Annotated in this window: 25 protein-coding genes; 7 read left to right on the top strand and 18 right to left on the bottom strand. The window is 46.3% G+C overall.

The window, feature by feature from the left end; genetic code table 11:
- Window positions 1-159 precede the first annotated feature (159 nt).
- The 5 genes from MKY73_RS03400 to yyaC all read right to left on the bottom strand — a co-directional run bounded on the left by MKY73_RS03400 (window position 160) and on the right by yyaC (window position 6,697).
- Entirely contained in the window at window positions 160-2,775 is a 2,616-nt protein-coding gene (locus MKY73_RS03400; protein WP_339305661.1) for an O-antigen ligase family protein, read from the bottom strand.
- 194 nt (window positions 2,776-2,969) lie between these two features.
- Window positions 2,970-4,217, bottom strand: a complete 1,248-nt coding sequence (locus MKY73_RS03395; protein WP_339305659.1) for an SAM-dependent methyltransferase — start codon at window positions 4,215-4,217, stop codon at window positions 2,970-2,972.
- Window positions 4,218-4,313: 96 nt separating this feature from the next.
- A complete protein-coding gene (locus MKY73_RS03390; RefSeq protein ID WP_339305657.1) occupies window positions 4,314-5,018 on the bottom strand; it encodes a DUF6483 family protein in 705 nt (234 codons plus the stop codon).
- Window positions 5,019-5,287: 269 nt separating this feature from the next.
- The gene (locus MKY73_RS03385) at window positions 5,288-6,079 is read right to left on the bottom strand and encodes an alpha/beta hydrolase (RefSeq protein WP_339305656.1); all 792 of its coding nucleotides are present in this window, start codon (window positions 6,077-6,079) and stop codon (window positions 5,288-5,290) included.
- Window positions 6,080-6,139: 60 nt separating this feature from the next.
- Window positions 6,140-6,697 carry a spore protease YyaC gene (yyaC, locus tag MKY73_RS03380; protein ID WP_339305653.1) on the bottom strand — a complete coding sequence of 186 codons (558 nt, stop codon included), beginning with the start codon at window positions 6,695-6,697 and terminating at the stop codon, window positions 6,140-6,142.
- A gap of 158 nt (window positions 6,698-6,855) precedes the next feature.
- On the opposite strand from yyaC, the gene MKY73_RS03375 reads away from it, so the two are divergent.
- Entirely contained in the window at window positions 6,856-7,080 is a 225-nt protein-coding gene (locus tag MKY73_RS03375; protein ID WP_253440906.1) for a DUF1128 domain-containing protein, read from the top strand.
- Window positions 7,081-7,186: 106 nt separating this feature from the next.
- Here MKY73_RS03375 and MKY73_RS03370 read toward each other — a convergent pair whose 3' ends face one another.
- On the bottom strand, window positions 7,187-7,912 hold the full coding sequence (locus tag MKY73_RS03370) for a pirin family protein (RefSeq protein WP_339305651.1): 726 nt from the start codon (window positions 7,910-7,912) through the stop codon (window positions 7,187-7,189).
- Window positions 7,913-8,051: 139 nt separating this feature from the next.
- A complete protein-coding gene (locus MKY73_RS03365) occupies window positions 8,052-9,071 on the bottom strand; it encodes an asparaginase (RefSeq protein ID WP_339305649.1) in 1,020 nt (339 codons plus the stop codon).
- 175 nt (window positions 9,072-9,246) lie between these two features.
- Here MKY73_RS03365 and MKY73_RS03360 point away from each other — a divergent pair, with 175 nt between their 5' ends.
- From MKY73_RS03360 to MKY73_RS03345, 4 genes are all read left to right on the top strand, one after another.
- Window positions 9,247-9,948, top strand: coding sequence for a phosphatase PAP2 family protein (locus MKY73_RS03360; protein ID WP_339305647.1), 702 nt, complete (start codon window positions 9,247-9,249; stop codon window positions 9,946-9,948).
- A gap of 134 nt (window positions 9,949-10,082) precedes the next feature.
- Window positions 10,083-10,340 carry a GlsB/YeaQ/YmgE family stress response membrane protein gene (locus MKY73_RS03355; protein ID WP_017692278.1) on the top strand — a complete coding sequence of 86 codons (258 nt, stop codon included), beginning with the start codon at window positions 10,083-10,085 and terminating at the stop codon, window positions 10,338-10,340.
- Window positions 10,341-10,404: 64 nt separating this feature from the next.
- Window positions 10,405-10,812, top strand: coding sequence for a YtxH domain-containing protein (locus tag MKY73_RS03350; RefSeq protein WP_074096444.1), 408 nt, complete (start codon window positions 10,405-10,407; stop codon window positions 10,810-10,812).
- Between the two features lie 82 nt (window positions 10,813-10,894).
- Entirely contained in the window at window positions 10,895-11,260 is a 366-nt protein-coding gene (locus tag MKY73_RS03345) for a DUF5665 domain-containing protein (protein ID WP_017692276.1), read from the top strand.
- A gap of 20 nt (window positions 11,261-11,280) precedes the next feature.
- On the opposite strand, the gene MKY73_RS03340 is transcribed toward MKY73_RS03345, so the two are convergent.
- The 11 genes from MKY73_RS03340 to MKY73_RS03290 all read right to left on the bottom strand — a co-directional run bounded on the left by MKY73_RS03340 (window position 11,281) and on the right by MKY73_RS03290 (window position 23,566).
- A complete protein-coding gene (locus tag MKY73_RS03340; RefSeq protein ID WP_339308471.1) occupies window positions 11,281-12,306 on the bottom strand; it encodes a magnesium transporter CorA family protein in 1,026 nt (341 codons plus the stop codon).
- Window positions 12,307-12,455: 149 nt separating this feature from the next.
- Entirely contained in the window at window positions 12,456-13,229 is a 774-nt protein-coding gene (locus MKY73_RS03335; RefSeq protein WP_047841571.1) for a sigma-70 family RNA polymerase sigma factor, read from the bottom strand.
- Window positions 13,226-13,678 (bottom strand): anti-sigma B factor RsbW, encoded by a 453-nt coding sequence (gene rsbW / locus MKY73_RS03330; RefSeq protein ID WP_339237721.1) that lies wholly within the window; start codon window positions 13,676-13,678, stop codon window positions 13,226-13,228. The genes MKY73_RS03335 and rsbW overlap by 4 nt, the downstream gene beginning before the upstream one ends.
- Window positions 13,679-13,696: 18 nt before the next feature.
- On the bottom strand, window positions 13,697-14,035 hold the full coding sequence (locus tag MKY73_RS03325) for an STAS domain-containing protein (protein WP_036606989.1): 339 nt from the start codon (window positions 14,033-14,035) through the stop codon (window positions 13,697-13,699).
- Between the two features lie 86 nt (window positions 14,036-14,121).
- The gene (locus tag MKY73_RS03320; RefSeq protein ID WP_339305645.1) at window positions 14,122-15,798 is read right to left on the bottom strand and encodes a response regulator; all 1,677 of its coding nucleotides are present in this window, start codon (window positions 15,796-15,798) and stop codon (window positions 14,122-14,124) included.
- 16 nt (window positions 15,799-15,814) lie between these two features.
- Complete coding sequence (locus MKY73_RS03315) at window positions 15,815-16,687, bottom strand: protein-glutamate O-methyltransferase CheR (protein ID WP_017692270.1); 873 nt, start codon at window positions 16,685-16,687, stop codon at window positions 15,815-15,817.
- Between the two features lie 86 nt (window positions 16,688-16,773).
- Entirely contained in the window at window positions 16,774-20,499 is a 3,726-nt protein-coding gene (locus MKY73_RS03310; protein WP_339305643.1) for a response regulator, read from the bottom strand.
- Window positions 20,496-21,665: a fused response regulator/phosphatase gene (locus MKY73_RS03305; protein WP_339305641.1), complete on the bottom strand. Its 1,170-nt coding sequence runs from the start codon at window positions 21,663-21,665 to the stop codon at window positions 20,496-20,498. The genes MKY73_RS03310 and MKY73_RS03305 overlap by 4 nt, the downstream gene beginning before the upstream one ends.
- Window positions 21,666-22,015: 350 nt before the next feature.
- Entirely contained in the window at window positions 22,016-22,360 is a 345-nt protein-coding gene (locus MKY73_RS03300; protein ID WP_339305640.1) for a general stress protein, read from the bottom strand.
- Window positions 22,361-22,454: 94 nt separating this feature from the next.
- A complete protein-coding gene (locus tag MKY73_RS03295; protein WP_339237732.1) occupies window positions 22,455-22,988 on the bottom strand; it encodes a hypothetical protein in 534 nt (177 codons plus the stop codon).
- Between the two features lie 68 nt (window positions 22,989-23,056).
- A complete protein-coding gene (locus MKY73_RS03290; RefSeq protein WP_339305638.1) occupies window positions 23,057-23,566 on the bottom strand; it encodes a DUF948 domain-containing protein in 510 nt (169 codons plus the stop codon).
- Window positions 23,567-23,785: 219 nt separating this feature from the next.
- Between MKY73_RS03290 and MKY73_RS03285 the strand changes: the two genes are divergently transcribed.
- Window positions 23,786-23,950, top strand: coding sequence for a DUF1328 domain-containing protein (locus MKY73_RS03285; protein WP_017692264.1), 165 nt, complete (start codon window positions 23,786-23,788; stop codon window positions 23,948-23,950).
- A 373-nt stretch (window positions 23,951-24,323) separates the two neighbouring features.
- Entirely contained in the window at window positions 24,324-24,833 is a 510-nt protein-coding gene (locus MKY73_RS03280; RefSeq protein WP_339237736.1) for a hypothetical protein, read from the top strand.
- Window positions 24,834-24,874 lie beyond the last annotated feature (41 nt).

Here is a 24,874-nt window from a genome sequence, read left to right as displayed (position 1 = left end):
TAAAGGCCAAATAAGACGTCCTGTGTTCCTTAGAAAAATGTATACCATCCCCGCGAGGCAGCCAGTTTAGATTTCAAAATTTACAGATTTTTAGAGACTTTAGAGACGCTGACATCCATTGTTATATCGCTCGGGTCAGCGTCACTATTCACCAGTGAGTCAAGGGCTACGCTTGGTCAACTCTGGAGAAAATGGAGGAGAAGAAGCCCCCGCAAGCCTGCGCAGGTTCTCTCCATAGCCTGGAGCAGGTTCTTCCAGTACAAAATGGCGATCATTGCGATCACCCCCTGCTTTCACTTCCTCAGCCAGCAGTTGATATCGTTCATACATCTGTACACCAGCGGCGGCAGTCTGTCGGGCTCGATCTCTATATCCTGCCTTCCATTCCCGCCGCGCTGCCTGCTCCATCCAATACAAAGCCACGGATTGACCAGTGCCATCATATCGATTCAATGCGATCGCTTGTTCAAAGTATTCTCCAGCCTGCTGCCCTTTGCCGAATTGGGCAGCCAATCGTCCCAATTCGATGTAACTCTGAGGGTGCATCGGGGAATGGGACAAGCCGCTTAGAAGGAGTGATGTTGCTTCTTGCCTCGGGAGAGATCGTGCAAGGGATATCATAATATCGGGTCGAGTCGGATTCGATTGAAAAGCAGCCATAAGATGCATTTTATGTGCTGAAGTGCCATCCGGTTCAGTCAACGCCTGACGGTACTGCAATTCTGCTACGGTGTATCGGGAGGTCAGCCACATTGTTCCACCTAGCCAGAAAAGGATGATCATCACTGCGGATGCCCTTATTAACCGAGCAATCACTCGCTGAAGTATACGAAAGAAGGTACGCATCGGGATAGTTGATCGGCTGAATTGAGTTGATAGGTATCGGATAAGACGAGCTCTGGCTCTGAATTTGAATCTGGATCTGGATCCGGATATGGATTCAGATCTGAAAGGTGTGTATTCCGCAGTTCCACCCAATTGCTTGCCTTCCACTGCTTCGGTCTTCAATGCGGATGCCCATGAACCAAGCCAAATAAAGAGCATCCAGAATAAGGTGAAGCTCCAGTCGAAGTCCATCGCCCCATGCAGGCCAAAAACAAGCACGGCTGGCATAAGCTGCGGTGCAAAATAAAAGGTGCTTCGCAGGGTGAGGAGAAACCACCCTGCGACAAGCAGGATGCCGATCATGCCCGTGTCCAGGGCGAGATCGAGCATGCCGTTGTGGACCTCGCCTCCGACATAAGGCGAGGATTGAATGGCGCGGAACATGTTGCGCCATGTGTCCCCCCCGTGGCCAAGCCATGCGGCCTCGGTCCACAACTGAAGGGCATCCCGCCACATCTGCAGGCGGGATACCCCCGTGCCGACACCTGCCGCTAGGCGATCGGCGGTGGAGGCCACGGCCATCAGTGCGGCGGTGGCTCCTGCCAGCATGATGGCCGTTAGGGCAGCGGCGCGCGGAGCCTTGGCGGCGCCGCTGTGCCATAGGCGGCACAGCAGCAGCGTGCCGAGCAGCGCAGCTGCCCATGCCCCGGCCAGTGCCAGCAGGCCGGGCACGGGTGCAGGCGCCAGCTGGGCAGCAGCCAGCTGGCGGTACAGCCAGGCCGCGCACGCTAGTGGCGCGGCCATGGCCAGCAGTAGCGGCAGGCGGGCACCGCGCCGCTGCACAGCAAAGGCGGCGACCGCGGCGCAGCCGGTCGCCAGCCAAGCGCCGCGCGACTCGCTCAGCAGAAGCGCGGCTTGCGCGGGCATGAGCGGCAGCACTGCCGCGATGAGTCGCCCGGCCGGCACAGGCCGGGCCAAGACTCGCGCGGCGGCGGACAGCCGCTCCAATGCGTACATGCCAACAATGGCACCGTACGCATTAGGGTACTGCAATAATCCGCCGAGCCGTGCTCCGGCGGAGCTGATCTCGGGGTCAGCAGTCCGCATTACCCCGAAGGGCAGCGGCAATACTCCGCACACGGCAAGAATGCCGCTTAGCACAAGCAAGCCGCCGGCCATCTGCCAACCGCAAGCCAACCAACGCGCACCATCCGTGCGCGCAGCCAGTATTGCGGTGAGCAGCGTGAACAGCGCAAGCAGGCTCCAACGCAGCATCTCATCCATACTGCCCTGTCTACTCACCGAGCCTGCCCATGCGTGTAGCCCAAAACATGTCATCATCGCTAGCGGCAACAATATCCGCCAAATCTCTGGAAAACGAAATATTTTCTCAACCATTCGTTCCATGTTCCCCTGCCGCTGTACCAATGACATGGGTATCCGTTCACTCGCCTTCTGCGGACGAAAGACTGTAAGAAATAGCACTATCACAATCATAATCAAACTGCTTCCTGCTGCGATCAGAATAATAGGGTACAGATCCACTGAATAATACAGTCCCCGACTCAGACATCCTGCGAGCAGCAAGATAATGGAGAGTATGCCCAGCCCAACAGTCCATCCCGACCCTGAATAATGTTCACATCTCAACCTTCGAGAAGAACTGCCTGACCCCTCCGTTTGCATAACTCTATTTGTATGGTATGTAGCATCTTTTTTATACATATCATCTTCGTTGTATGTATCTTCCCTATTATATGTACTGTCTCTACAGATCCTACTGCCCCTACCGTCTTCTCTACTGTCCCCATCATATAAATCCCTGTTATCTACATATTCTGTATCATTTGCGTAGTGAATCCCCTCAAACGCCCGTTCCATAAGTTCCTCTCTGGCCGCATAACCTCGTTTATACCTTACAACTCCCTTATCTATCGCCCTATTCTTCATCCTTATTATCCACCCTCCTTCCTTCCACCGCTCGATACGCATAACAAAAAGACAGAAGATCCCGATAAGGGGTCCTTCTGTCTGATACATAACTGACAGTTATGGTGTTGCCTGCTACAACGTATGTGCATAATATTGAACTTTACATTCAAGGACCCTAATTGCAGTATGTCCCTGGAATGGCATCGGCACACTCAGCAAATGTCACAATTCGTGGAATCCTGAACGGTTTCTTTGCTCGATTTTGATTTCCCAATAACCTGCTTGCCATCATCAGGGAGCAAATCAGAACAAGCCCGCTCCAAATATGGATCGGCATGAATGAAATCACGGAAAGCCGTATATTCATTCCACATCTCTGACACTTCACCCGCTTGACCGCGAACAGCACGTATCAATATGTTTTTAGGTGTATTCTCCATGTCGATGAATTCAAGTAATTGTGTCTTGTATCCCATCAGATCAAGCAATTTGGCACGAATTCCATCCGTAGCCAGTGCGGAGAAACGTTCCTTGAGGATGCCATGGGACAACAACGGATTCATCACGGAAGCCTCTACTTGGTCGAACAGTTCATGCTGACAGCAAGGAACAGACAGAATAACAGAAGCCCCCCATCGAACCGCTTTCTCCAAAGCAGCATCGGTAGCTGTATCACAGGCATGCAGTGTTACAACCATGTCCACTTCATTCAATTCATCGTAGTCCGCGATGTCTCCAACCAGAAACTTCAGATCACCATAATGTAATCGATTAGCTAGATCATTACAGTGTTCAATGACATCTGCCTTCAAGTCCAACCCAATAATTTGGAGTGAACGCCGTTGTTGTACAGACAGATAGTGATATAACGCAAAAGTCAGATAAGACTTGCCACAACCAAAATCAACAATGGTAAGGGGACGTCCCTCCGGCAGATGCGGAATGACATCCTGCACCATTTCGAGGAAACGGTTAATCTGTCTGAACTTGTCATACTTGCGGGCCAGCACACGACCTTCTTCGTTCATAATACCAAGTTCAACAAGGAACGATACGGGTACTCCCTCTTCCAATACATATTGCTTCTTGCGATTATGCGACAGATCCACCGCAGTTTTGGAAGCCGATTTGGTCAGAATCGATACTTTATATTTTTTGCTGATCAAAATTTGATAGTCTGCATCGGTAGTACAGAGCAGGCCTTGACGAAACGTCTCTTCGCATAGCAAAGTCATGCGCTCTGCCGCTTCAGCCGGAGTCAAATTCTCGTGCAGCACTTTGTTGTTATAATGAAATGCAAATTGATAATGCAGCTGATTCTTCAGTGTCACCGGCTTGACTTGCACTTTGGTATACGAGACATTGTCCCGTCTGCGCAGCTGGCTCCAGGTCGCTGTAATCAGCGAATTCTGTTCAAAGATGTCTTGTATAAGCTTTCGCAATGAATCCACGGGGTACATCTCACTTTCGGTTTGGTTTGGTCAACCGTTACCATACCACAATTCTGTTTCCTCTCCAAGTGAAGGCAGGTAACAAGCATTGATGCAATCCATATTTTATGAGTTCATCTCTTGACGACTTAGTTCGGCTAACCCCTCTTCAACTTCGTTGCGCGGCAAACCGCCTTGCTCCAGTTGTTCATCCGTGAGTTGGCTCAACCTTTGATAGAACGACTGTGCATCATCTCGGTAGCTTACAGGGAATTCCGGACCAAGCTGGAGCAATCTATACCAACTGTTCTCTGCCTGGTCGTAATGTCCCTGTTGCTCACGATACAGGGCAAGCTGTCTTTCGGTCCGGACAGGGAGCTCATATTCTTTGGTAAGTCCCAATACACCCTCCACCCGTTGCGGTGCATCTAATAACTGGGGATTAGCGCCATGATTCAATGCATACAGGTAAAAATGAAGTGATCTCATCAATCGGATGACAGCCTCATCCTCTGCGTCCATTCTCTCCTGATCCTCTATACCTTCCACTTTGGCCTTTTCTTGATAGATATAGGCTTCTTCTTCAATCAGCCTGGCAGCGTGCTGCAGATTGTCCACTTCAATCATCCCGCGAAAACGGAACATTTCAATAACATCCTCAGCTGGTAACGAGTTCAGCAAAGACAAGTTTAGCCCAAACTGCCTGCGCATCAGCTCATCCAGTTCAGACAATGCCTCGGTGTGCTTACGTTGCTGTTTGAGCGTGAACACTTTACCTATTGCTTCAGTCATTTCCTCCATCATGCGGAGCAGATAATCTTTTCTGAACATGCTGTATGCCCCCTCATCATTCGACCTTATCCATTCAATCGCTCTCCTAACGTCCTATTGTAGTTATTTTAATTCATGCCATGACAAAAAGCCAAAAACAAGACGCATGTCTTTACTCTGGCCATGGACGTGACAAAAACCCCTGCTTATCCCAAAAGGACGTTGCAGGGGTTCGAATGATGTGGGAACCGATAATTCTCCAAAAGGAATCAACACTATCCAGGAACCCAACTGTATTTTAATGAAATCAACATAAATCACTTCATTGATTACTTCGATAATCCAGACATAAATTGCTTAATGACCTGAATTAATTCTTCAGGAGCCTCATACATGCTCATATGACCCGCACCCGGGATAACAGCTTGCACGATATGCGGCTTGTCACTTGTAAATGTACGTTCTGGCGGAATAACAGCATCTTTCTCTCCTGCTACCAGCAATACAGGTAAAGGAGTGGCGGATAGCACATCGCGGCGATCCGGGCGTTCACGCATAGCAAGAGCAGCACCAACAGCACCTTGAGGCGCGGTCTGGTAACCAATTTCCTTCACGCGTGTTACGTGCGTAGATAACGAGTCCACATGTTCAGGTGCAAATAAACCAGGAACCAGTCCATCCACAAAATTCACGATACCTTCCGTTTGAATAGTGGAGACGGCACGAAGGCGTTTCTCTTTGGCTTCTTCACTGTCCGGGTAGGCTGTGGAATGGATCAGGCCAAATGCATTCAACCGCTCAGGGTGACGTTGTGCAATCGAGAGCGCAATATATCCCCCCATCGAGTGTCCCAGAAGGACAGCCTTTTCCACATTCAACTCATCCATTAACTGTAATACATCGTTGCCCATCTGTTCGATGGTATAACTTCCTACAGGTGCATCTGTTTTCCCGTGTCCACGCAGATCAGGTACGATACAGCGATAGCTGCGTGCCAGTTCAGGTACGACCTCATCCCAATACGATGAACTGCCACAGTATCCGTGGAGCAAAATGAGTGCTTCTCCCTTACCTTGTTCGGCATAACAAATCGTCGTTCCATCACACATCACTTTTTCCATATGAATCCCTCTCTCTGCGCGAATTAAATAATTCAGGTTGTATATTATTAAGCCTACATCTCATGAATGAAACGTTTGTCTCCATTTCCATGCTTCAATTGCAGCGTCTGCAATCGTTCGGGACATCTCCATGACCGAGTGAAGCGAGGTCATCTGCAATATAGAATAAGGCCTTGGTCCATTGGCATTAACCACAGCTGCCAGACTGTATTGTCCGACAGGAGGGAGCTTACCTCCAACCGATTGGGCTGGAATGAGTGGGTTATTGGAGAGATAATATGTACCTACGGCATTCTTGGGACCCAGACACGCATCGATCGCTATGATGGCATGGTGTGCAGGAATGAGTGCCAATTTCCTCTCCAGCGTGTCTGCATCACAAGGGGAAGACAGCGTGCCTATCACGTTGCCTATTCCATTCTCTTGCAGGATACTCCCTGTCAGCGGGCCCAGGGCATCCCCGGTGGAACGATCGGTTCCGATGCAGACAAACGTGATTTCATCCGGAGCGTGAAGTTTGAGGATATTCTTGAAAAATAAAACCAGATTCTCTGCAGGCACGCCTTTGCGGGCTTCCCTTCCTTGATGGCGAACCATTTCTCGCTTATACGCTGCCAAGCTGTATTCCCTCCAGTACACTCCGTTTTCCATGAAAACCGATTGTTGTATCCATCATTGTAACCGATGCTTGCTTTCCCCGCAAAAGCATTGGCCTGAGCACTTCCAATCATGATACAATAACAAGAGTTTCCGATACGGAAGGGATGAATTTAACGATGGATTTAACACAAGCAACAGCAGCCAATATGGAATATATGATTGAAGCGATCAAAACCAAACTGCGTATGGCAAGCGGTGCTGCCATGCAAGCTTCGTCATTCCCACTTGAGAAATATGAAGATCTGTTTGACCTGTATGAAATGATTTTGGGCAAGGAACATCTCAGTATCTCCGAAGTGGAAGCTGTCGCTTCTGAACTGGGTAAGCTTCGTAAATCCTAGTCCAAGCAAGCAAAAAAAAGGACCTGTCTTCCACATCACCGTGGCAACAGGTCCTTTTCGCCTATTTTTGTTTCAAGACTATCGTTATAGGAAGTACATCTGATCCTTAAGGCAGATCAACCAGAACAAATTCGGCAGGTTCACTGTCTGTACTCGTAATTTGCAGATCGCAGCTTTTACGAATTCGTGCAGCATCCCCCGGCTTCAGGCTGAAGTTGCCATCCGAGCAAAGAATCTCCACATGTCCACTAATCAGGAAAAGATGTGTCCGTCGCTCTTCATGTTGCGGGTACATCAACTTCTTCCCAGACTCCAAATGGGACAGGTAACAGGTTACATCCTGGGAAATAGGCAATGCGCCTTCGGTTCCCTCGCCCCCTTGCCCGGATACAATCGGACATAGACGATTCAAAGGCTCCTTTGGCTCTACTTTCCGATTCGTATAGGATGGTTTCAGCATACGCTCCGATGGCAAAAACCACATCTGAAGGAATCGTACCGGTTCATCCGCTGACGGATTGGTCTCGGAATGTTCCACTCCCGTACCTGCACTCATCACCTGGACTGTACCCGGTTCAAGCAATTGTTCTGTTCCCATACTATCCGTATGTTTGAGTGTACCTGATATGACATAACTGACAAGCTCAAGATCATGATGTGGATGTTTCTTAAAGCCTTCTTGCGGCATCAGCGTGTTTTCATTATGAGCCAGCAGACAGCCAAAATGGGCGTTGCTCGGATCATCATAATCCGCAAAGGAAAAGCTGAATTCACTGTGTATCCAACCTCGATCCGACGTGTGCCTTTCTTCCGATGTCACCACTTTAATCATGTTCATCCACCTCCAAGGGTTTAGAGCTGCCACATTACTGCGGCAGTCCATGCGTGTATATGAATTGTTTAGATAAATACCAGTTGGTATGTCATCTTTACCCGGGGTCCGGCAACTCTAATCACGCCCCTCCTTAAGGTTATACGCTATCTTCAAGTGAGTGGAGAATGAACTCGCTATCTGCATGACCTACAAGGATACCCTCATCATTACGGATGTCGGAAGGGAACACTTCAGCCAATCGTGCAATGGTTCTCTCATTGGAATAACCGATCTGTTTCAAGATGGATTGGGTAATGAAGGCCCACTCTTCCTCGGAACCATCAAGTACCTTGAAGGTGATTCCCAATCGTTCTTTTTTCAGACCAAAACCGAATACCCCTTTGAATCCACCTTTTGCGACAATGTTATCGTCTTCGAGCAGTACTGAATCTACACGCTCTGTGCCCCCTACCATTAACGGATGTTCATTCATGGCTGATGTAATCGTCTCTACAGCTGTTCTTGTAGAAGGATCGGCGATAAGATCCGGACAAGCGAGCTTCAGATAGGCGTTCGACAATGCTGATAACGGCAAAGAAAATACCGGAAAGCCGCAGCCATCCGTCCCAAGCTTAATTTCTTTTTCCTCAATACCTGCCAGGTCGGCAAACGTTTCGAGAATTTCACGTTGTACGGGGTGATCCGGTTCAGCGTAACTGCCCAAATCAACCTGCTTCATCTGACTGTACCCCAGAATTCCCAGATGTTTTCCGGAGCAGTTATGCAAGATGCGGCGTTTCTCTCCTTGTCCACGTATCCATTGATTACGGCTTTCTTCATTAAGCGGGTAGCTTGGTGCACAGATCAGGCACTCTTCACCCAATCCGATTTTACCGGATAACTGCTCCAGTACCCGAATGTGTTCCGGCTCCGAACGATGCGAAGAGCACATAATGGCAATCTCCTGTGCGGATAGGCCATAGTGACTGGCGATCCCTGCCCGGATTCCTGGAATAGCTTGAAAAGGTTTGGCAGATGAGCGAGTGAACGCTCTAAAATGAGGGTCGCCAGCCGAGTATACGATTCGGCCATTCTCATCCGTAATACTTATGTGTCCGTAATGGGCGCATTCCATGACGCCTGCACGGTATTCTTTAATTAACAAGGCACTCTCCATGCGAGTTCTCTCCTTTGTGCTCCCGATTTCATCTCTGCTTTGCGTCACGACGCCGCATGGGATATCTTAAATAGTATAGTACAAAAGCGACGTTTTTACAGTTTTTTCGACATGCATTTCGGGTATAGCTTAATCATCTATGTTCATGACTACCATAATGAAGGAGAAACTCACTATGCCACGCAAAATGTCTACACCATTCTCATCAGGTTCGACTTCTGGCATGTCGTTACGCCCCCTCTTCAACTGGAGTTTGGCTGGTATGGCTATCAGTGCTTCGGTCGTATTCATCCTGGCAGGTCTGGGTGCCTGGTTGGGCGGTGATTCTATTATTCGTCTGGATGCTGAAATTCAGCAATTATTTTATCTGAATTCGGATTCACGTCTGGATCTATTTCCTTACACTGCATTTATAACCGCGCTGGGCTCATTCAAAATCTCTGCTGTAGCCGCAGGAGGTTTCGCCCTTCTTTTCTTCATACAACGCAGCCCAAGGTTTGTTATATATGGATATGCGATCACGGGAAGTTTTGCCATGATGTGGATCCTGAACACGTTATTGAAAGAATTTTTCAGACGAAGCAGACCTGAACTGGATCATCTGCTGGTCGTTCACGGGTATAGCTTTCCCAGCGGACATGCCATGATCTCCATGGGCTTCTACGGCATGCTCTTTGTCATCTGGGCCATTGAGCAACAGCGACACAACTCTTCTAGTATGTGGCTTCCTGTTCTATGCGGCATCATTTTTATTTTCTTGATTGGCCTTAGCCGCATCATGCTCGGCGTACATTATCCTACGGATGTATTTACGGGATTTGCCGCTGGATTGGCATGGATCTTCTGCATCATTAAAGGTATTAAACAAAGTCACTAAAGAAGGAATTCCTCTGATTTCCAGTTCATTCATCCTCATCTTTATTGTTTCACAGGGTTGCACGGCGTTTATATACGAAGTAAGCAAACGCGAACAGACAACATCCTACATCAAGTTTAAAGGAGGCGGTTGTTATGTGGGGCATCATTATCAGCATTGTGATGGCTGTCATCATCGGTTTGATCGGAGATGCACTTGCCGGTCATAACATGCCTGGAGGCATAATCGGTGCAATGATTGCCGGATTTGCCGGAGCCTGGCTGGGAGCACTTTTGCTTGGTAACTGGGGACCCGTTATCGGCAACTTTGCCATCATCCCTGCCATCATTGGTACAGCGCTCTTTGTTTTCTTGCTGGGGCTTGTGTCCAGACTGCTAAGACAGGCTGCCTGATTCGGGCAACAAGGTGTTCGTTGTTTCGTATTTGTTTCTTAATTTGAAGAAGGAGTGATTAGACATGAATAAAGCAGAAGAGCAATATCCTGTACAGACGGGTTCGACTTTCGCCAAAGGGATTTTCATCGGAGGTTTGCTGGGAGCGGCTGCGGCACTACTCTTTGCACCTAAACCGGGACGAGAATTGCGTGGTGACCTTTCCGAGAAAGTAGGCATGGTTACTGACCGCACGAAAGAAGTTGCAACGGTTGTAGGTGATAGAGCTTCCGAACTGGCTAAAACGGTCTCATCCAAAACTTCCGACATTGCAAAAACAGTAAACCAAGGCCGCAATGATGTCATGGAATCTGTGAGAAAAGCATCAGCGGATGTGGCTAATGAAGCATCCCGTGCATCTGAAGAAGTGGCTGCCGCTTCCGTAGAAGCGAAGGAAGATGCGCGTAAAGAACTTAACTCGACTAGCCTGTAAGGCGATATAGATCGAGTGACCAATAGCCAGCTGCACTCCAGCTGGCTATTTTTTATCCAATGCGAGTTGAGGGGGAATAATTATGAGTAAAGTTACAATTAACGGTAATACTCCAATTACGGGGGGAACACCGGCACAGCAGTACGATACAAGTGAGCATCCTTTTGAATTGCGACACGAGGTAAAGCGATTGAACACACGTCTGGACCAGATTGCGGACAGTCTGGAGAGAGCACAGATCAAAGATATTATTGAGAACTACAGCAGTCCCAAAAAGCGGATTATTACCAACTTCACAGCAGGTATGGCACGAGGGCTCGGTCTGACCGTAGGTACCTTTGTTGTTCTGGGTCTGCTCGCGTTCATTCTCAGCCAATTCGTCAATATGCCGATTGTCGGACAATATATCGCTGACTTGCTTGGTTATATTGAAGATTACAAAAACTAAGAGAACTAGCCAACAGCAGGCTATCCTTTACCCTTTTGTATTGCTCCATTTTTCTCTCTCTCTTCAGCTGAAGGCTGTGAGGATTTCACTTTGAGCAAATCTCCTGTCCATCCTTTCATCATCAGCCATACGTACATGCCAATCATGCTTAGGATAATGGCAACAAGGACCAGAACAACTCCCCATGATTTATCGATAAAGGGCAGGTTCTCAAAGTTCATTCCCCATATCGCGCCGGCTGCCGTGGCAGGTATGAACACAGCGGTGACAATGGTCAGTGTTTTCATGATCTCATTCCCACGCACACCGGAGATCGCATTATCAATGGAGATTAATGTATCGATCTCTTTCTCGTAGTGTCTAAACAATCGTTCCATTCGCTCCACGCGATGTTGGAGCTGTTGGAAGTATCGATTTTCATTGATTTCATCAAGGTAAGCCTCATGTGAAGCGGCCATCAGTTCCGAGTAAGGAATGAACAGATTACTCCAATACAATAATTCAAATCGAGCGGCGAGAATCTGGTCCATCAAGGTGCGAGCATTGCGGGATTCCATCTTCCGTTCCAGATCACGCAGGTTCATCTCAAAATGATCCATTCCCACATGGTAGTAATGCAGTATAGCTCGAAAAAGTACAAACATCCCATCCCTGGCCTCGCTGCATTGCTGTAACATATGAGCACGTTCATCTGTCTTCATTATCCCTCGTGTATTGTCATCCATATTCAATGTAACCAGGTTCTTGCGATCAACGTAGAAAAACATCTGATTATCTTGGCGTTGGTCATCTCTCTCATTCTTGATCGCATATAACAAGGAACCAAATATGACTGGCTCTGTACCGTTCACAAAACGGACGGACAAATAATTTGATTCGACTTCCGGAATTTTATGAAGCCAGTACTGCATATCCGGAAATGCCTCTGTCAGTTCCTCCACAGCATTGTTCATGTTAGCGGTGTCAGGTGCAACCCAATCCCACCATTGCCAATGGTCCGAACAAGATAACTTGTCACGGCGAGCTTCCAACTTGATTTGGTTCATAATCACTTTATCCACTCCTGCACTTATGTTCGTTCATGCATACCCATCTTTTTGATCCAAAATTTGATCCCAAAAAGGACACGTATGCATTTCAGTGCAATGACGTGTCCTTATTTATGCCGTACTCAACAAGATTAGGGTTCCATTTTTCATAACATTGAAGCATTCGACATGATCTGTTTCAATTTCTCTGTAGCTCGCTTCTGAATACGAGATACGCTCATCTGTGAAACACCAAGCTTCTGGGCTATAGCCCGCTGAGATTGGCCATCCTGAAAGGCTAAAATAAGTACCTGCTGCTCTTGTTCCTTCAATTGTCCCAATGCCTGTTGCAAGTCCATCCGTTTTTCGACCGAATCATAGTCATTAACATCTGCACTAATCAGTTCACCCAATGTTGCTGCACTGTCGTCCTGAGATAAAGGAGAGTCCAGTGACACATAGTGATAACATTCCCGACCAGCCAGAACTTCAATCGTTTCTTCTGCAGTCAAATCAAGGTATTCAGCAATTTCGTTCACACCGGGTGAGCGCTCCAGCTTCACGGTTAACTCATCAATGGCATGCTGCACAAGTGCTCCCTTTTCCTTGATCCTCCGGGGCACCTGAATATACCAGGATTTGTCTCGCAAATAGTTTTTCATATGACCAATCATACTTTTCATGGCATATGGTTCAAACGGAATACCCAGGTTGATATCGTATTGCTTAAGCAAACGAATCAAGGCCATCTGCCCGGTCTGATACAGATCTTCGTATAGATCGGGGCGATTCCGCGCAATTTTACCTGCTGCCATCTTAACCATCGGTTCATATTTACGGATGAGTACTGTTGCAATTTCATTATCTTGGGTCTGCTGGTATTCCCAGATCAAACCAATAGCTTCAGACATGGACTCTGGGGGAGTCACTTTTTCATTCATACTTTCTCCTCACTTCTTGCAAGACGTTTTACGAGTACTACTTTCGTACCTTTGCCCGTCTCACTTTCCACACTGACATCGTCCATCAAGGCTTGCATCAGGTAGAACCCGAGTCCGCCAATCTGTGCTTCTGTCAATTCTTTGTCGTGAAGACCAGCACGTGATACAGCAGGGTTCATATTCTCGAAGCTTGCACCTTCGTCCTTGACAGTAATGGACAATGTATCGCCATCCACTTCGAATACAACTTCAACCATGCCGCCTTCGTGTGAGTAGGCATACAGTACAGAGTTGTTACAGGCCTCGGATACAGCAACTTTCATATCCTCAATGTCTTCATAAGAAAATCCCATTTTTGATGCTACTCCATAGAGATTGAGTCTAACAATATCAACGTAATCAGCTGTCGCCGGTAAATTAAGGGTGACTCTTTGAACTTCTGCATTCATTCCTTTTTCGATCCTTTCCTATTGGGAATTCTTCTGAGTGACAAAGAATTTGGCGATGCCCGTCATGTCAAAAAGTTTCTGAATTTGCGCAGGAACTTCCTGTACTTCGAAGCGAGCTTCCATTCCATGTCTTGCCTTCAAAACAGATAACAGGATACCAATCCCTGTACTATCGATATACTTCAGTTCTTTCATGTTGATCACGAGATCCTGTTCCTTGTTATCCACCAGCGGCTCCATTACCAAGCGGAAGTCAGGAGCAACCGACAAATCCAGTTCGCCAGTCAGATACACCGTGCACACGCCGTCCTGTGTTTCAGTTCTTGCATTGAATTTTTCATTTTTGTTTGTATTCATTAGACATCTCTCTCCTGATCAATGGTTTCCTTACCTAATAACCCAACTTCAGCACGAGTGAAACAAAAAGGAGTTTGGAATTTGTTTCAATTGGCCTGATTCATAGCAGAAGGGCCTGAATTTAGCCTTTGTCGTTGTTTCTGAAACTGGGATATTTTCTGTTTAACATTGCCCATTTTGACTGGTTTACTAATATAATCATCCATACCTGCAGCCATACAGCGTTGCTGAATACCTTCCATCACGTTCGCAGTCATAGCTATAATGACCGGCTGATCGGACGGGGACAGGCTTTCTCGGATCCGCCGTGTACATTCCAAACCGTCCATAACAGGCATCTGCAGATCCATGAACACATAGTCATAGGGAGATGGGCTACCCTTCACCATATCGAGCGCGCTCTGCCCATCATCAGCAATGTCTGAGAGCAACCCAAGTTTACCGAGCATAATCGACATCAACTTCTGATTAATTGGATGATCATCCACAATCAATACCGTTGGATATTTATTCTCATTCTTCACATCCGTGAGATTCTCTTCCCCACTCCTCTGGACAAGTTCAGTTTCGACATAGCGTTTTGCCTGAATGGTAAATACAAACGTCGCTCCCCGTTGCTCTGTTGTATCCAGATAGATCTGTCCACCCATCATTTCAACCAGAGTCTTGCAGATTGCCAATCCCAAGCCAGTTCCACCGTATTTACGTGTCATTGATGTATCCAGCTGGGAAAACGGCTGAAACAGGCGATCAACTTTGTCTGAAGCGATACCTATCCCGGTGTCTTTAACAGCAAACTCCAATGCCAGGTGTCCATCCTTTTCTTCCTTAACAGACACGATCAGATACACTCCACCGTGATCAGTGAATTTAATCGCATTGGCAATAAGATTCAACAGAACCTGACGCAACCTCGACATGTCTCCGTAAATTAATTCAGGAACAGAATCTTCCAGGAAATAATCCAGTTCCAGATTCTTTTTGCCTGTTTCAGCAGCGAATAATCCCAGCACTTCACGGATACAGGAGACGATTTCAAAAGGATGTTCTTCCAGTTCCATTTTGCCGGATTCCATTTTGGTAAAATCAAGAATGTCGTTGATGACCGTGACCAGTGCATCCGCGCTGCGACGAACGATGTCTGCATATTCCTTCTGATCTTCCTTCAGTTCCGTCTCCATTAGCAGATCCACCATGCCGATAACTCCGTTCATTGGTGTACGAATCTCATGACTCATCATCGCTAGGAATTCGGTCTTTGCATTAGCTGCAATTTCCGCTTCTTCCTTGGCCTGAATGAGTTGTTGATTCATCTTCTCCAGTTCCTGTGTCTTCTGGTGAAGCAGCATCGTCTGAGTCTTCAGTCGTTTATTGGTGATAAACATCTCCACAAAGCCCTCGATTTTGGATTTCAAAATCTGAGGAATAAATGGTTTAACCATGTAATCAATGGCCCCGGCTGAATATCCGGCAAACAAATGCTCCGCTTCTCTGCTATTCGCAGAGATGAATATAATCGGCACATCCTTGGACTTGTCCCGTGCCTTAATTAATTTTGCTGTCTCAATTCCGTCCATTCCAGGCATCTGCACATCGAGAACGATAACCGCAAATTCGTCTTTCAGCAGACAGCGGAGTGCCTCTTCTCCGGAAGTTGCCTTAACGAGTTTATATTGTTCCGATTCCAGAACTGCTTCAAGAGCAAGCAAGTTCTCAGGGCGGTCATCTACCAATAATATGTGGATTGGTTCATTGAGCCCCATGGCTAACCCTAACCCCCTATTTGATCTTCCGGTATATTTTTTCGGTCCGGTCTAACGGCTCATAGGTATCACTGAACTCTGTAAAATGTATCGATTCTTTTGACCCCAGAACCAGAATACCAAAGTGGCTCAAACTCTCATGAAACAGCCCATGCACATGGTTCCGCAGTTCATCATTAAAATAAATCATGACATTTCGGCAAAAGATAACATTAAACTCGTTAAATGACCGGTCTGTTGCCAGGTTGTGCTCGGCGAAAATGATGTTCTTCCTTAGAAAAGGATGAAATATCACCGAATTGTATTTCGCTGTATAGTACTCGGAGAAGGCTCTGGTACCCCCTGCCTCCAAATAATTTGTAGTAAATAGTTTCATCTTCTCAATACCGTATACGCCTTCTTTGGCCTGTTGCAGAGAGCGATCATTCATATCCGTTGCGTAGATTCTCGCCTTGTCATACAGTCCTTCCTCATGCAACATGATGGCCATGGAATAGACTTCCTCTCCGGTAGAGCAACCCGCATGCCATATTCGGATATACGGGTAGGTTCTCAGGATAGGAATAATCTTTTCCCGAAACATTCGGAAAAGCGAAGGATCTCGAAACATTTCCGTTACAGGGATGGATAAGTTCTGTACAAAACGGTCAAACGCGGAACGGTCATGAAGAACGCGCTCCTGCAAGCCGGATATGCTCTTAACACCTTCAGCATGTGCATGATGCCAGATTCTTCGTTTCAGGGACGGCAGTGCATAGTTTCTAAAATCATATCCATACAAACGGTGCATGCCTTCCAACAGCAACTCAATCTCGATCAGCTCGCGTTCTTCATCTTGCGGCATACGGACCAAATCTGCCCCCGTCTCGGTAGGTTCCCACGGTGTCATAAATTCTCTCCACTTCTTCATTTGTTACTTGCGTATTCGTCGTATTGTCTTTCATTACCCAAACAATGAACTTCCGAATAATGAACTTACGAATATAACCATACGCGCATTAAGGATAACAATTGATCTGTCTGAATCGGTTTTTTCACATAATCAGATGCTCCGGCCTCAATACATTTGCCGCGATCCTCTTTCATGGCTTTTGCCGTGAGCGCAATAATAGGCAACTTTTCAAACTGAGGGATCTGTCTGATTCGTGTCATCGCTTCATAACCATCCATTTCTGGCATCATCATATCCATAAGTACCAGATCAAATTCCGGATTTTTCTCTAAAATCTCCAGAGCCTCACGGCCATTTTCTGCAAATGTTACATCCATACGATAGCCTTCAAGGACACTTGAAAGAGCGAATACATTACGGATATCATCATCAACAAGCAATATCTTTTTGCCTTCAAACAACGTTTCCTTGTTGTGTAACTTCTGCAAGATGCGACGCTTGTCTTCCGGCAGATTGGCTTCTACCCGGTGCAGGAACAATGTGGTTTCATCCAGCAGACGTTCCGGTGACTTCACATCCTTGATAATGATGGATTCCGCATATTTGCGCAGCTTCATTTCTTCCTTGGAATCCAGTTCTTTACCTGTATAAATTATAATCGGCAGATCGTTCAGATATTCATCATCCCGAATCTGGTCGAGCAACTCAAAACCGGTCATATCCGTTAACATGAGATCCAGTACCATGCAGTCATAACGCTGGCTGTGTAATTCATTCAATGCCTCGCTACCTGTGGATACTGCTGTAATTGCTACATCATCATGACCAATCAATTCAATGATGGCTTTACGCTGAATTTCATCATCTTCCACAATCAACAGTCGTTTCAACTGATTCTCGGTATATGATTTGATATGCGAGAAAGCTTTATCCAGTGAATCCTTGCTGGAAGGTTTTTTCAGATACGCAATGGCGCCCATCATCAAACCTTGCTTCATATCATCAATGACTGAAATGACATGTACCGGGATGTGACGTGTTGCCGAACTGCTCTTCAGTTCACCCAGAATGGTCCAACCGTCCATAACAGGCAGTTGAATATCAAGGATGATGGCATCCGGCAGATATTGACGGGCCATTTCCAGACCTTTATCCCCTTGAAGGGCAACAAGTGCTTTGAATCCTCTTCCTCTCGCCATATCTATCAAAATATGTGCAAAGTTCACATCATCCTCAATGATAAGAAGAATTTTGTCACCTTCCATAAGATTATGCCGATCATCTTCGATCTGCGTGACATCCGTAGTATGGCTAGGAGACAGATCTGTACCCACGCTTCGCTCCGGATCAGGAGATAGGATCGACTGATGACTTGAGAGCATGGTCCGTGTTTCGATGGATTGTTCATAAAGCTCCTCCGAGGATACAGCTGCTTCTTTTGAAGCCCCATCCTCCGCCAGTGCTTCCTCTTCATGATTATCCGGCAGGTACAAGGTAAAGCAGCTACCCTCGCCTTCGGAAGATTCCACCTGTATTGCGCCACCAAGCAAGCGTGCCAGCTCCCTGCTAATGGACAATCCCAGGCCAGTTCCACCGTATTTGCGACTTGTGGTCCCATCTACTTGCTGGAATGCTTCAAAGATCAGATCCGTCTTATCTGATGGAATACCAATGCCCGTATCTTTCACACTAAATCCGAGATATGCCTGATTGGTGTTCATATATCCCGGCAATTCTTCCGGTTTCATCCGTCGTCCAATCAGACTAACCGAACCACGATTGGTAAACTTAAATGCGTTTGACAACAAGTTCCGCAAAATCTGTTTGACACGATGACTGTCTGTGTACACCCATTCCGGTAAATCGCTGTCGAATTCGATGTTCAAGTTCAGCTCTTTTTTATTTGCCATCGGTCCAAAGTTTTGCTGAACAAAGCTGGTCAGCTCTTCCATTCGAACCGTCTCATAATTGATATCCATCTTACCAGCATCCACTTTGGACAGGTCCAGAATCTCATCAATCATCTTCAGCAGATCCGCACCCGACATGTAGATGGTTTGCGCATATTCCTGCTGTTTGTCAGTCAGGTTTCCACCCTTGTTCTCCGACAATAACTGAGACAAAATGAGTAGGCTATTCAGTGGTGTACGAAGTTCATGTGACATATTCGCCAAAAATTCGGACTTATACTTGCTCGTCATCGACAGTTGCGTAGCTTGTTGTTCCAACTGTGTCTTTGTTTTCTCAATTTCGTCATTTTTCTCTTCGACTTCACGTACCTGCTCTTCAAGTGCCCGCGTTTTGGCAATAAGCTCCGTGTTATAATGCTCCAGTTCTTCTTGCTGACGCTGCAACAATTCCTCCGAGCGTTTAAGCGCCTCTGTCTGCTCCTCCAGATTCTCATTGGAACGACGAAGTTCTTCTTGCTGTGTCTGTAATTCTTCCGATTGAACCTGCAGTTCCTCAGTCAGTGCCTGGGATTCACGCAGCAGCTCCTCCACACGCAAACGACGTCGAACGTTGTTCAAAATTACACCCAGGTTCATAATCAGTTGTGTGAATAACTGCTTGTGCAGTTCATTGAAACCTTCAAAGGAAGCCAGTTCAACTACACCAATCAGTTCATCTTCAAACACGACAGGATAGATCATGATACCCGCAGCACGTGTTGAGCCTGAAGCTGAACCAATATGCACGTAATCTTCAGGCGTATTTTCCAGAATAATCGGTGTCATATCCAGCGCGGCTTGACCAATCAGACCTTCACCGATGCGATACATTTCCTTACCAACATCTTCATTCTCTTCGAATGCGTATGCACCGTAGCGTCTCAGCTCGTCGGGATGTTTCTCCTCATCGACCAGATAGACAACACCCAACTGAGCACCAAGCACAGGTGTGAACTCACTGATAAACATCTGTGAAATTTGGCGAATGGATCCAATTCCACGGAGCAACTCCGGAACTCTTGCAATATTCGAACTCATCCAATTCTGATCCTGTTGGGCCTGTACATAAGCTCTTTCGATCTCCAGTTTTTCTTCCAGATCGCTAGATACATCCTTGAACACCGTCGCAATCTGACCGATCTCGTCCGTAGACTTGACCTGAATGCGCCGGATGGTCCGGTAACGGCCTTTACCAAAGCTGGTTATCATCATGGATACAGTGTTCAGCCCCCGTGTAATACTCGGCAGCACCCACATAATGACACCTAATGCAAGCAACAACCCCGCAATCATGATGCTTATCGTAATCTGCACTGCTCTTGTATACGCTGCGTTAGCACTCTTAATCTCGGCATCAATCTCTTGATCCTGGTATCGGGAGAGGGCATTTAAACTATCCACGGCTTCTTTCTGTACCGCGAGTCCTGTTGAATTACGGTAGTTATTTGCATCTTCTGCCCGTCCTTGAGACATCAGGCTAATCTGTCTCGTGGCATAGTCTGTATACGCACCCCATGCAGTATTCACACGATCCACCAACTGATGTTCAGGTGCACTGTCCGCCCGATTTCTCACTTCTTCGAGGTTACGATCCCCCCGCTCCTTCATGTCTTTCAGGTCACCGTCCGCAGCAGCAGTCGAATTATTGGGATTCAACAACAAGTTAGCCAGCACTTTAGCAATGTCATTAACCTCTCCACGCGCTGCTGAAGTGAACCGTACTTTGAGATAACGTTCCTGATACATCTGATCAATCTGTTGATTACTGCTGTTTAGCCGTTCATAACTCACAAACGTGAGCACGATCAAAATAGCCATCAGAGCGGTAAATCCAACCAGCAGTTTATTTCTAATCTTCATTCAGTAACCGCTCCTTTTTCCAGCGTAATCCAGACCAGACACTTGTCATCATCACGTTCCTGTGAAATCTCGTCGTCAAAAAACAGTGTCTGCATGGCATCTTCATTCCATTGATGTGAACCGCTCAGTTTTCCGACCAGGAATTCATGTTGTTCCTCCTGTCCACCCTGAACAGTTTCCAATAATCCATCTGTATAAAGCGCGATATGTCCATCGCCCTCGTAATGGATCGTTTGTGGCTCAATATCCATTTTGTCAAATAACCCAACTGGACAGCAGACGCTGTCAAAAGTAGTGACGCTGCCGTCATCTCGGAAGAATAATGCAGGCGGATGTCCTGCGTTGACATAATCAATACGCTTCATCCGTGTATCCACAACCAGGTAAATTGCTGTGAAATAGTACTGTACCAATTGTTTCCCTAAATGGAGCTGATTGAAGCGACGGTTCAACTCCTGAATAACCTTCTCTGGATCGACGTAGGTGGTCACTGTATCTTTCAAGACAGAAGCGATAAACATCGTAAATAAGGATGAAGATATTCCGTGTCCCATCATGTCGAGCAGCAATACCCCATAACGCCCTTCCCCTAGCGGATACCATGAATACAGGTCACCCGCAAGCTCAAAAGAAGGTTTATAGATGGCATGCACTTGGAACAAAGGGTCTCTAATTGCCGGAGTTAATACAGCATTTTGAACCATTGCTGCCAACTTGAGTTCATCCTGAATACGCTGATCTCGCTCTTTATGCCAATCCTTCTCCTGTTTCAAACGAAGTGCGAGTCGAATTCTGGCCATCAGTTCGACTTTATTAATCGGTTTGGTCACATAGTCAGATGCACCTGCATCCAATGCTTCGGCAAGTTTCTTCGAGTCTCCGATGGCAGTCACCATAATAATCGGTATATCTTTCAAATTTTCAAATTTCTGCACAATACTGCATGCTTCGATGCCGTCCATCTCGGGCATCATCATATCCAGCAAAATCAGATCAATATCCGACGGTTTTGGACGAACTTCGTTGCTTTCCTCCCCAATTCCCAACACTTCAAACATTTCCATGGCGGAACTCGCCGTTACAATGTCACGATAGTTCTCTTTTTTAAGAATTTCTCGAATGATAATGACATTCGTCGGATTGTCGTCAACAATAAGTATTCTCATTGATATCTCCTTATCTGTGGCGTCCGGGTTTGTCGATTCTTATTAGGTAAAAACGAACGTTAATTATACAATTTTTTCATACAAAACGGCAGTAGACATAATAATTCCTAGTATAACTATAATCGTAAAAACAAAAAAACTCTATCAGTAAATGGCACCATCACGGGTAATCTTCACCGCTTTTCGCCCTGTTTTTGCAGCGTCCTGATCCCGCTTCCAAACTTGCAAAAACATAGATAAGGAATGGGGAAAGCCCCATTCCTTATCTATGTTTTTGATTAAGCATTTTACCTAAGTGATTGAGAAGCTTGTCCATGTTCAGCAAACTTCAACTTCTAACGCTATATTGATTAATCTTTCTTTTTGGCAATGACGAGTACTTTACCTTTGTCCAACTCACTCTCGTAAAAGTCAGCTTCGGCTTCAGTGAATCCCATCGAAACAATTTTGGCCCGGAGTTCGTCACCACGTGAGCGGAACAGATTCGCCAAGGAATCAAATACGCCTTCTTCCTTTATGCCAATTTCTTTGGCATCTGCTGTATCGGCAATTCGATCTGTACGATCCTTCTCATGGGCGAGAACAAAGATATGATCAGCAAGGTATCCGGTAATCTGCAATTCTTTCACCGCTTCTACCGCTTGGACTCCGTTTTCTACCACTTTTGCATAAGCTTGCTCATTGGTTGAATTCATCGTTTCCACTCTCCTCTGATTTCATCTTCTGTATCGAGCTACTTAGTATATAACCATACTATATGGGATTGAAACGATTTGGTATGAACCAATATCAGGATACGGTATCATCAAAAAGATCAATGCCATCAATCTGGCTGGAGCCTGACTTCATATATACCTTTAACGCCTGATCTCCACGGAGAAATACTTCTCCGTCCTCGGCCACATAATATGGTTTCCCAAGAGCATGATGGATCGCTTCAATCTTCATCTCGATCCTCTCTCCGTTTAACATGATGTGATCTTCAGATGCATCGATATGCACATATTGAATGACATCTGTATCTTCACACAAGCCAACCTTCACATCACGAAAGTGATATTCAGGACATCCCAGATAAGGATCTTCCTGTTTATACACCGCCTGGCCCTTCTTGGCCGACAAGTCATCTATGGTGTCATCCAAAGAAATCCCATTCAGAGTCCGAAAATGCTGGAAAGTCTCGGATCGATCAACAGCCAGAGTCACCTCTGATGCCTTCTCTTCCATTGCCGTCCATTGCATATCGTGAGCAGCGGGTACCGCTGCCGGTTGAACGGAAAAGGGAGAAATTACGCTAAACATCACAAGCAGTAGTTTCATCATGATTCTCACCCTTTCATCAGGTTCATCACCGCTCTGAAGGTTTCTTCATGGATTACAAAGCGATCATGTTATTTACGCATTCGTTGCCATACATTCGCGGCAACATCGACATACTTCATCCAGTTCTTCCCGCCCTTAGCATCACCATTATATGTAGCTTCATAGGATTGCAAGGTACGATCTGTTGATGTATCAGGTGGTGGCGTTACATGAGACGGTTCAGCGTGCGTTTTATCTGCGGCATGGTTTCGTTTCGTCTGAAATTTCGCCATCAGTGTCGTGGAGACTTGTTTAGCTGCTGCCGTTACTTCATTCAACACTTCTCCCAGATTCTCAACAGATTCCATAACAGGATCAATTTTTTTCATTTTGTGCTGTACATCCGCGGTAATATCATTGGCGTGTCTTACCGTTTGCTTCACTTCATAACTAAGTTCATCAATGGTCTTCTGTACCTCCTGCAATGTCTGTGAGACATTGTCCAAGGAACCCTGAGCGGATTTCAAGGTACGAATTAAAAAGAAAACAAGGACTGCAAATGCCACTGCAATCAGGGCCACGCTAATTTGATAGATCATAGAAGAACCTCACTTTCCACATGTGCATCAGTTTGTTATTGCTATAGTTACCCGGCGTTTTCCCGGACGAAACAAAATTTCATGTTACTTCAAATATGCTCACGCTTGGAAAAAAAACCAATGTTTCAACTGGATAGCCCTCGGTTAAAGTTAGACTACACAGGGCGGTGAGGTGAACACAACTCACTCCACAATCAAGTTACGAAAGGATGAAACCTTATGTTGAAATGGTCTGTATTATTTCTAATTATTGCACTGGTAGCAGGTATTTTTGGATTCTTCGGTATTGTTGAAGCAGCTGCTTCAATCGCGAAAGTACTCTTCTTCATCTTTGTTGTACTGTTCGTCATCTCCCTCATTACGGGACGCAGCCGAATGCGATAAACTCAGCTCTAATTGGACTGAGTCATATTAACGAATACATACAAAAGCCGATCGTGCTACCAAGCCGATTGGCTTTTGTGCGTTTTTTAGGCATAGGTCAACTTTTCTATATTATGTATTGCACTCCCTCCTGCTTTATTCCAAACTGCACTCCCATGAATTTCATAAAATTAGGACCTTTTTGAGATAGCCAACCCGGTTTTATCCCACCGAAGTATGATATTTACAGGCTTGCTATATACCCACATATGCGCCAGTTGACACTGGAGAATGCAAGAAAATATTGTTATAATTTGTGATTCATAAGGTAGCTCGCTTGGTTACTTTTAACACAGGACAACAAATTACATACCTAACCGAGGAGGAAAAACAAATGAAAAAAATCGTAAGTTTTGCCGCTGCATTAACGTTGATGGGTTCGATGGCTGCTGCTGCTGGTGCTGAGGAAGCGGTTACCGGAACGGTGACTCCCGAAAATGGAACAGAAGCTACAACAACGACAACAACTCCGGCTGTTGAAGTAAACAAACCTGCTGTAGACACCGTAGAAGGTACTGCTGAGACAGTAACCGGTACAACAACAGACACTACAGGCGCAACAGGTACTTCGACAACAACTGAAACTCCAGCTACAACTACAGATGATAAAATGTTTGAAGAGCCACTTGTAAAACCAGGCGATGAAGTTCTGGCACCTACAATGTTGCTGAACCTTCTGGAGCGCACTTGGTTCTATGATGCACCTAACGGTAAACCAATCGGTGCATTGAGCTCCCAAGTCATCGATACAACAGGTGAAGTGGTTGACGGATTCGACGGTGGCGAGTGGGTGCAAGTGTACACTTGGAAAGGCAAAGCGTGGATCCACGTTGCCATTCAATAACATCGTATAATCGTTCTAACGATAAGTAAAGAGGACAGCCC

Source organism: Paenibacillus sp. FSL R5-0519 (assembly GCF_037974275.1).
In the GTDB taxonomy this organism is placed as follows: Bacteria; Bacillota; Bacilli; order Paenibacillales; family Paenibacillaceae; genus Paenibacillus.
This window is presented reverse-complemented; position numbering and strand designations above follow the sequence as displayed.

Bases quoted from the DNA above. Each gene is read 5' to 3' on its own strand.
- MKY73_RS03360 (WP_339305647.1), top strand. From the start codon at position 9,247: ATGCCACGCAAAATGTCTACACCATTCTCATCAGGTTCGACTTCTGGC.
- MKY73_RS03320 (WP_339305645.1), bottom strand. From the start codon at position 15,798: ATGGGGCTCAATGAACCAATCCACATATTATTGGTAGATGACCGCCCT.
- MKY73_RS03395 (WP_339305659.1), bottom strand. From the start codon at position 4,217: ATGTACCCCGTGGATTCATTGCGAAAGCTTATACAAGACATCTTTGAA.
- MKY73_RS03335 (WP_047841571.1), bottom strand. From the start codon at position 13,229: ATGAATGAAAAAGTGACTCCCCCAGAGTCCATGTCTGAAGCTATTGGT.
- rsbW (WP_339237721.1), bottom strand. From the start codon at position 13,678: ATGAATGCAGAAGTTCAAAGAGTCACCCTTAATTTACCGGCGACAGCT.
- MKY73_RS03295 (WP_339237732.1), bottom strand. From the start codon at position 22,988: ATGATGAAACTACTGCTTGTGATGTTTAGCGTAATTTCTCCCTTTTCC.
- MKY73_RS03370 (WP_339305651.1), bottom strand. From the start codon at position 7,912: ATGATTAAAGTGGTGACATCGGAAGAAAGGCACACGTCGGATCGAGGT.
- MKY73_RS03350 (WP_074096444.1), top strand. From the start codon at position 10,405: ATGAATAAAGCAGAAGAGCAATATCCTGTACAGACGGGTTCGACTTTC.
- MKY73_RS03345 (WP_017692276.1), top strand. From the start codon at position 10,895: ATGAGTAAAGTTACAATTAACGGTAATACTCCAATTACGGGGGGAACA.
- MKY73_RS03375 (WP_253440906.1), top strand. From the start codon at position 6,856: ATGGATTTAACACAAGCAACAGCAGCCAATATGGAATATATGATTGAA.
- MKY73_RS03315 (WP_017692270.1), bottom strand. From the start codon at position 16,687: ATGACACCGTGGGAACCTACCGAGACGGGGGCAGATTTGGTCCGTATG.
- MKY73_RS03340 (WP_339308471.1), bottom strand. From the start codon at position 12,306: ATGAACCAAATCAAGTTGGAAGCTCGCCGTGACAAGTTATCTTGTTCG.
- MKY73_RS03390 (WP_339305657.1), bottom strand. From the start codon at position 5,018: ATGTTCAGAAAAGATTATCTGCTCCGCATGATGGAGGAAATGACTGAA.
- MKY73_RS03325 (WP_036606989.1), bottom strand. From the start codon at position 14,035: ATGAATACAAACAAAAATGAAAAATTCAATGCAAGAACTGAAACACAG.
- MKY73_RS03310 (WP_339305643.1), bottom strand. From the start codon at position 20,499: ATGAAGATTAGAAATAAACTGCTGGTTGGATTTACCGCTCTGATGGCT.
- MKY73_RS03400 (WP_339305661.1), bottom strand. From the start codon at position 2,775: ATGAAGAATAGGGCGATAGATAAGGGAGTTGTAAGGTATAAACGAGGT.
- MKY73_RS03285 (WP_017692264.1), top strand. From the start codon at position 23,786: ATGTTGAAATGGTCTGTATTATTTCTAATTATTGCACTGGTAGCAGGT.
- MKY73_RS03280 (WP_339237736.1), top strand. From the start codon at position 24,324: ATGAAAAAAATCGTAAGTTTTGCCGCTGCATTAACGTTGATGGGTTCG.
- MKY73_RS03365 (WP_339305649.1), bottom strand. From the start codon at position 9,071: ATGGAGAGTGCCTTGTTAATTAAAGAATACCGTGCAGGCGTCATGGAA.
- MKY73_RS03300 (WP_339305640.1), bottom strand. From the start codon at position 22,360: ATGAATTCAACCAATGAGCAAGCTTATGCAAAAGTGGTAGAAAACGGA.
- MKY73_RS03290 (WP_339305638.1), bottom strand. From the start codon at position 23,566: ATGATCTATCAAATTAGCGTGGCCCTGATTGCAGTGGCATTTGCAGTC.
- MKY73_RS03305 (WP_339305641.1), bottom strand. From the start codon at position 21,665: ATGAGAATACTTATTGTTGACGACAATCCGACGAATGTCATTATCATT.
- MKY73_RS03385 (WP_339305656.1), bottom strand. From the start codon at position 6,079: ATGGAAAAAGTGATGTGTGATGGAACGACGATTTGTTATGCCGAACAA.
- MKY73_RS03355 (WP_017692278.1), top strand. From the start codon at position 10,083: ATGTGGGGCATCATTATCAGCATTGTGATGGCTGTCATCATCGGTTTG.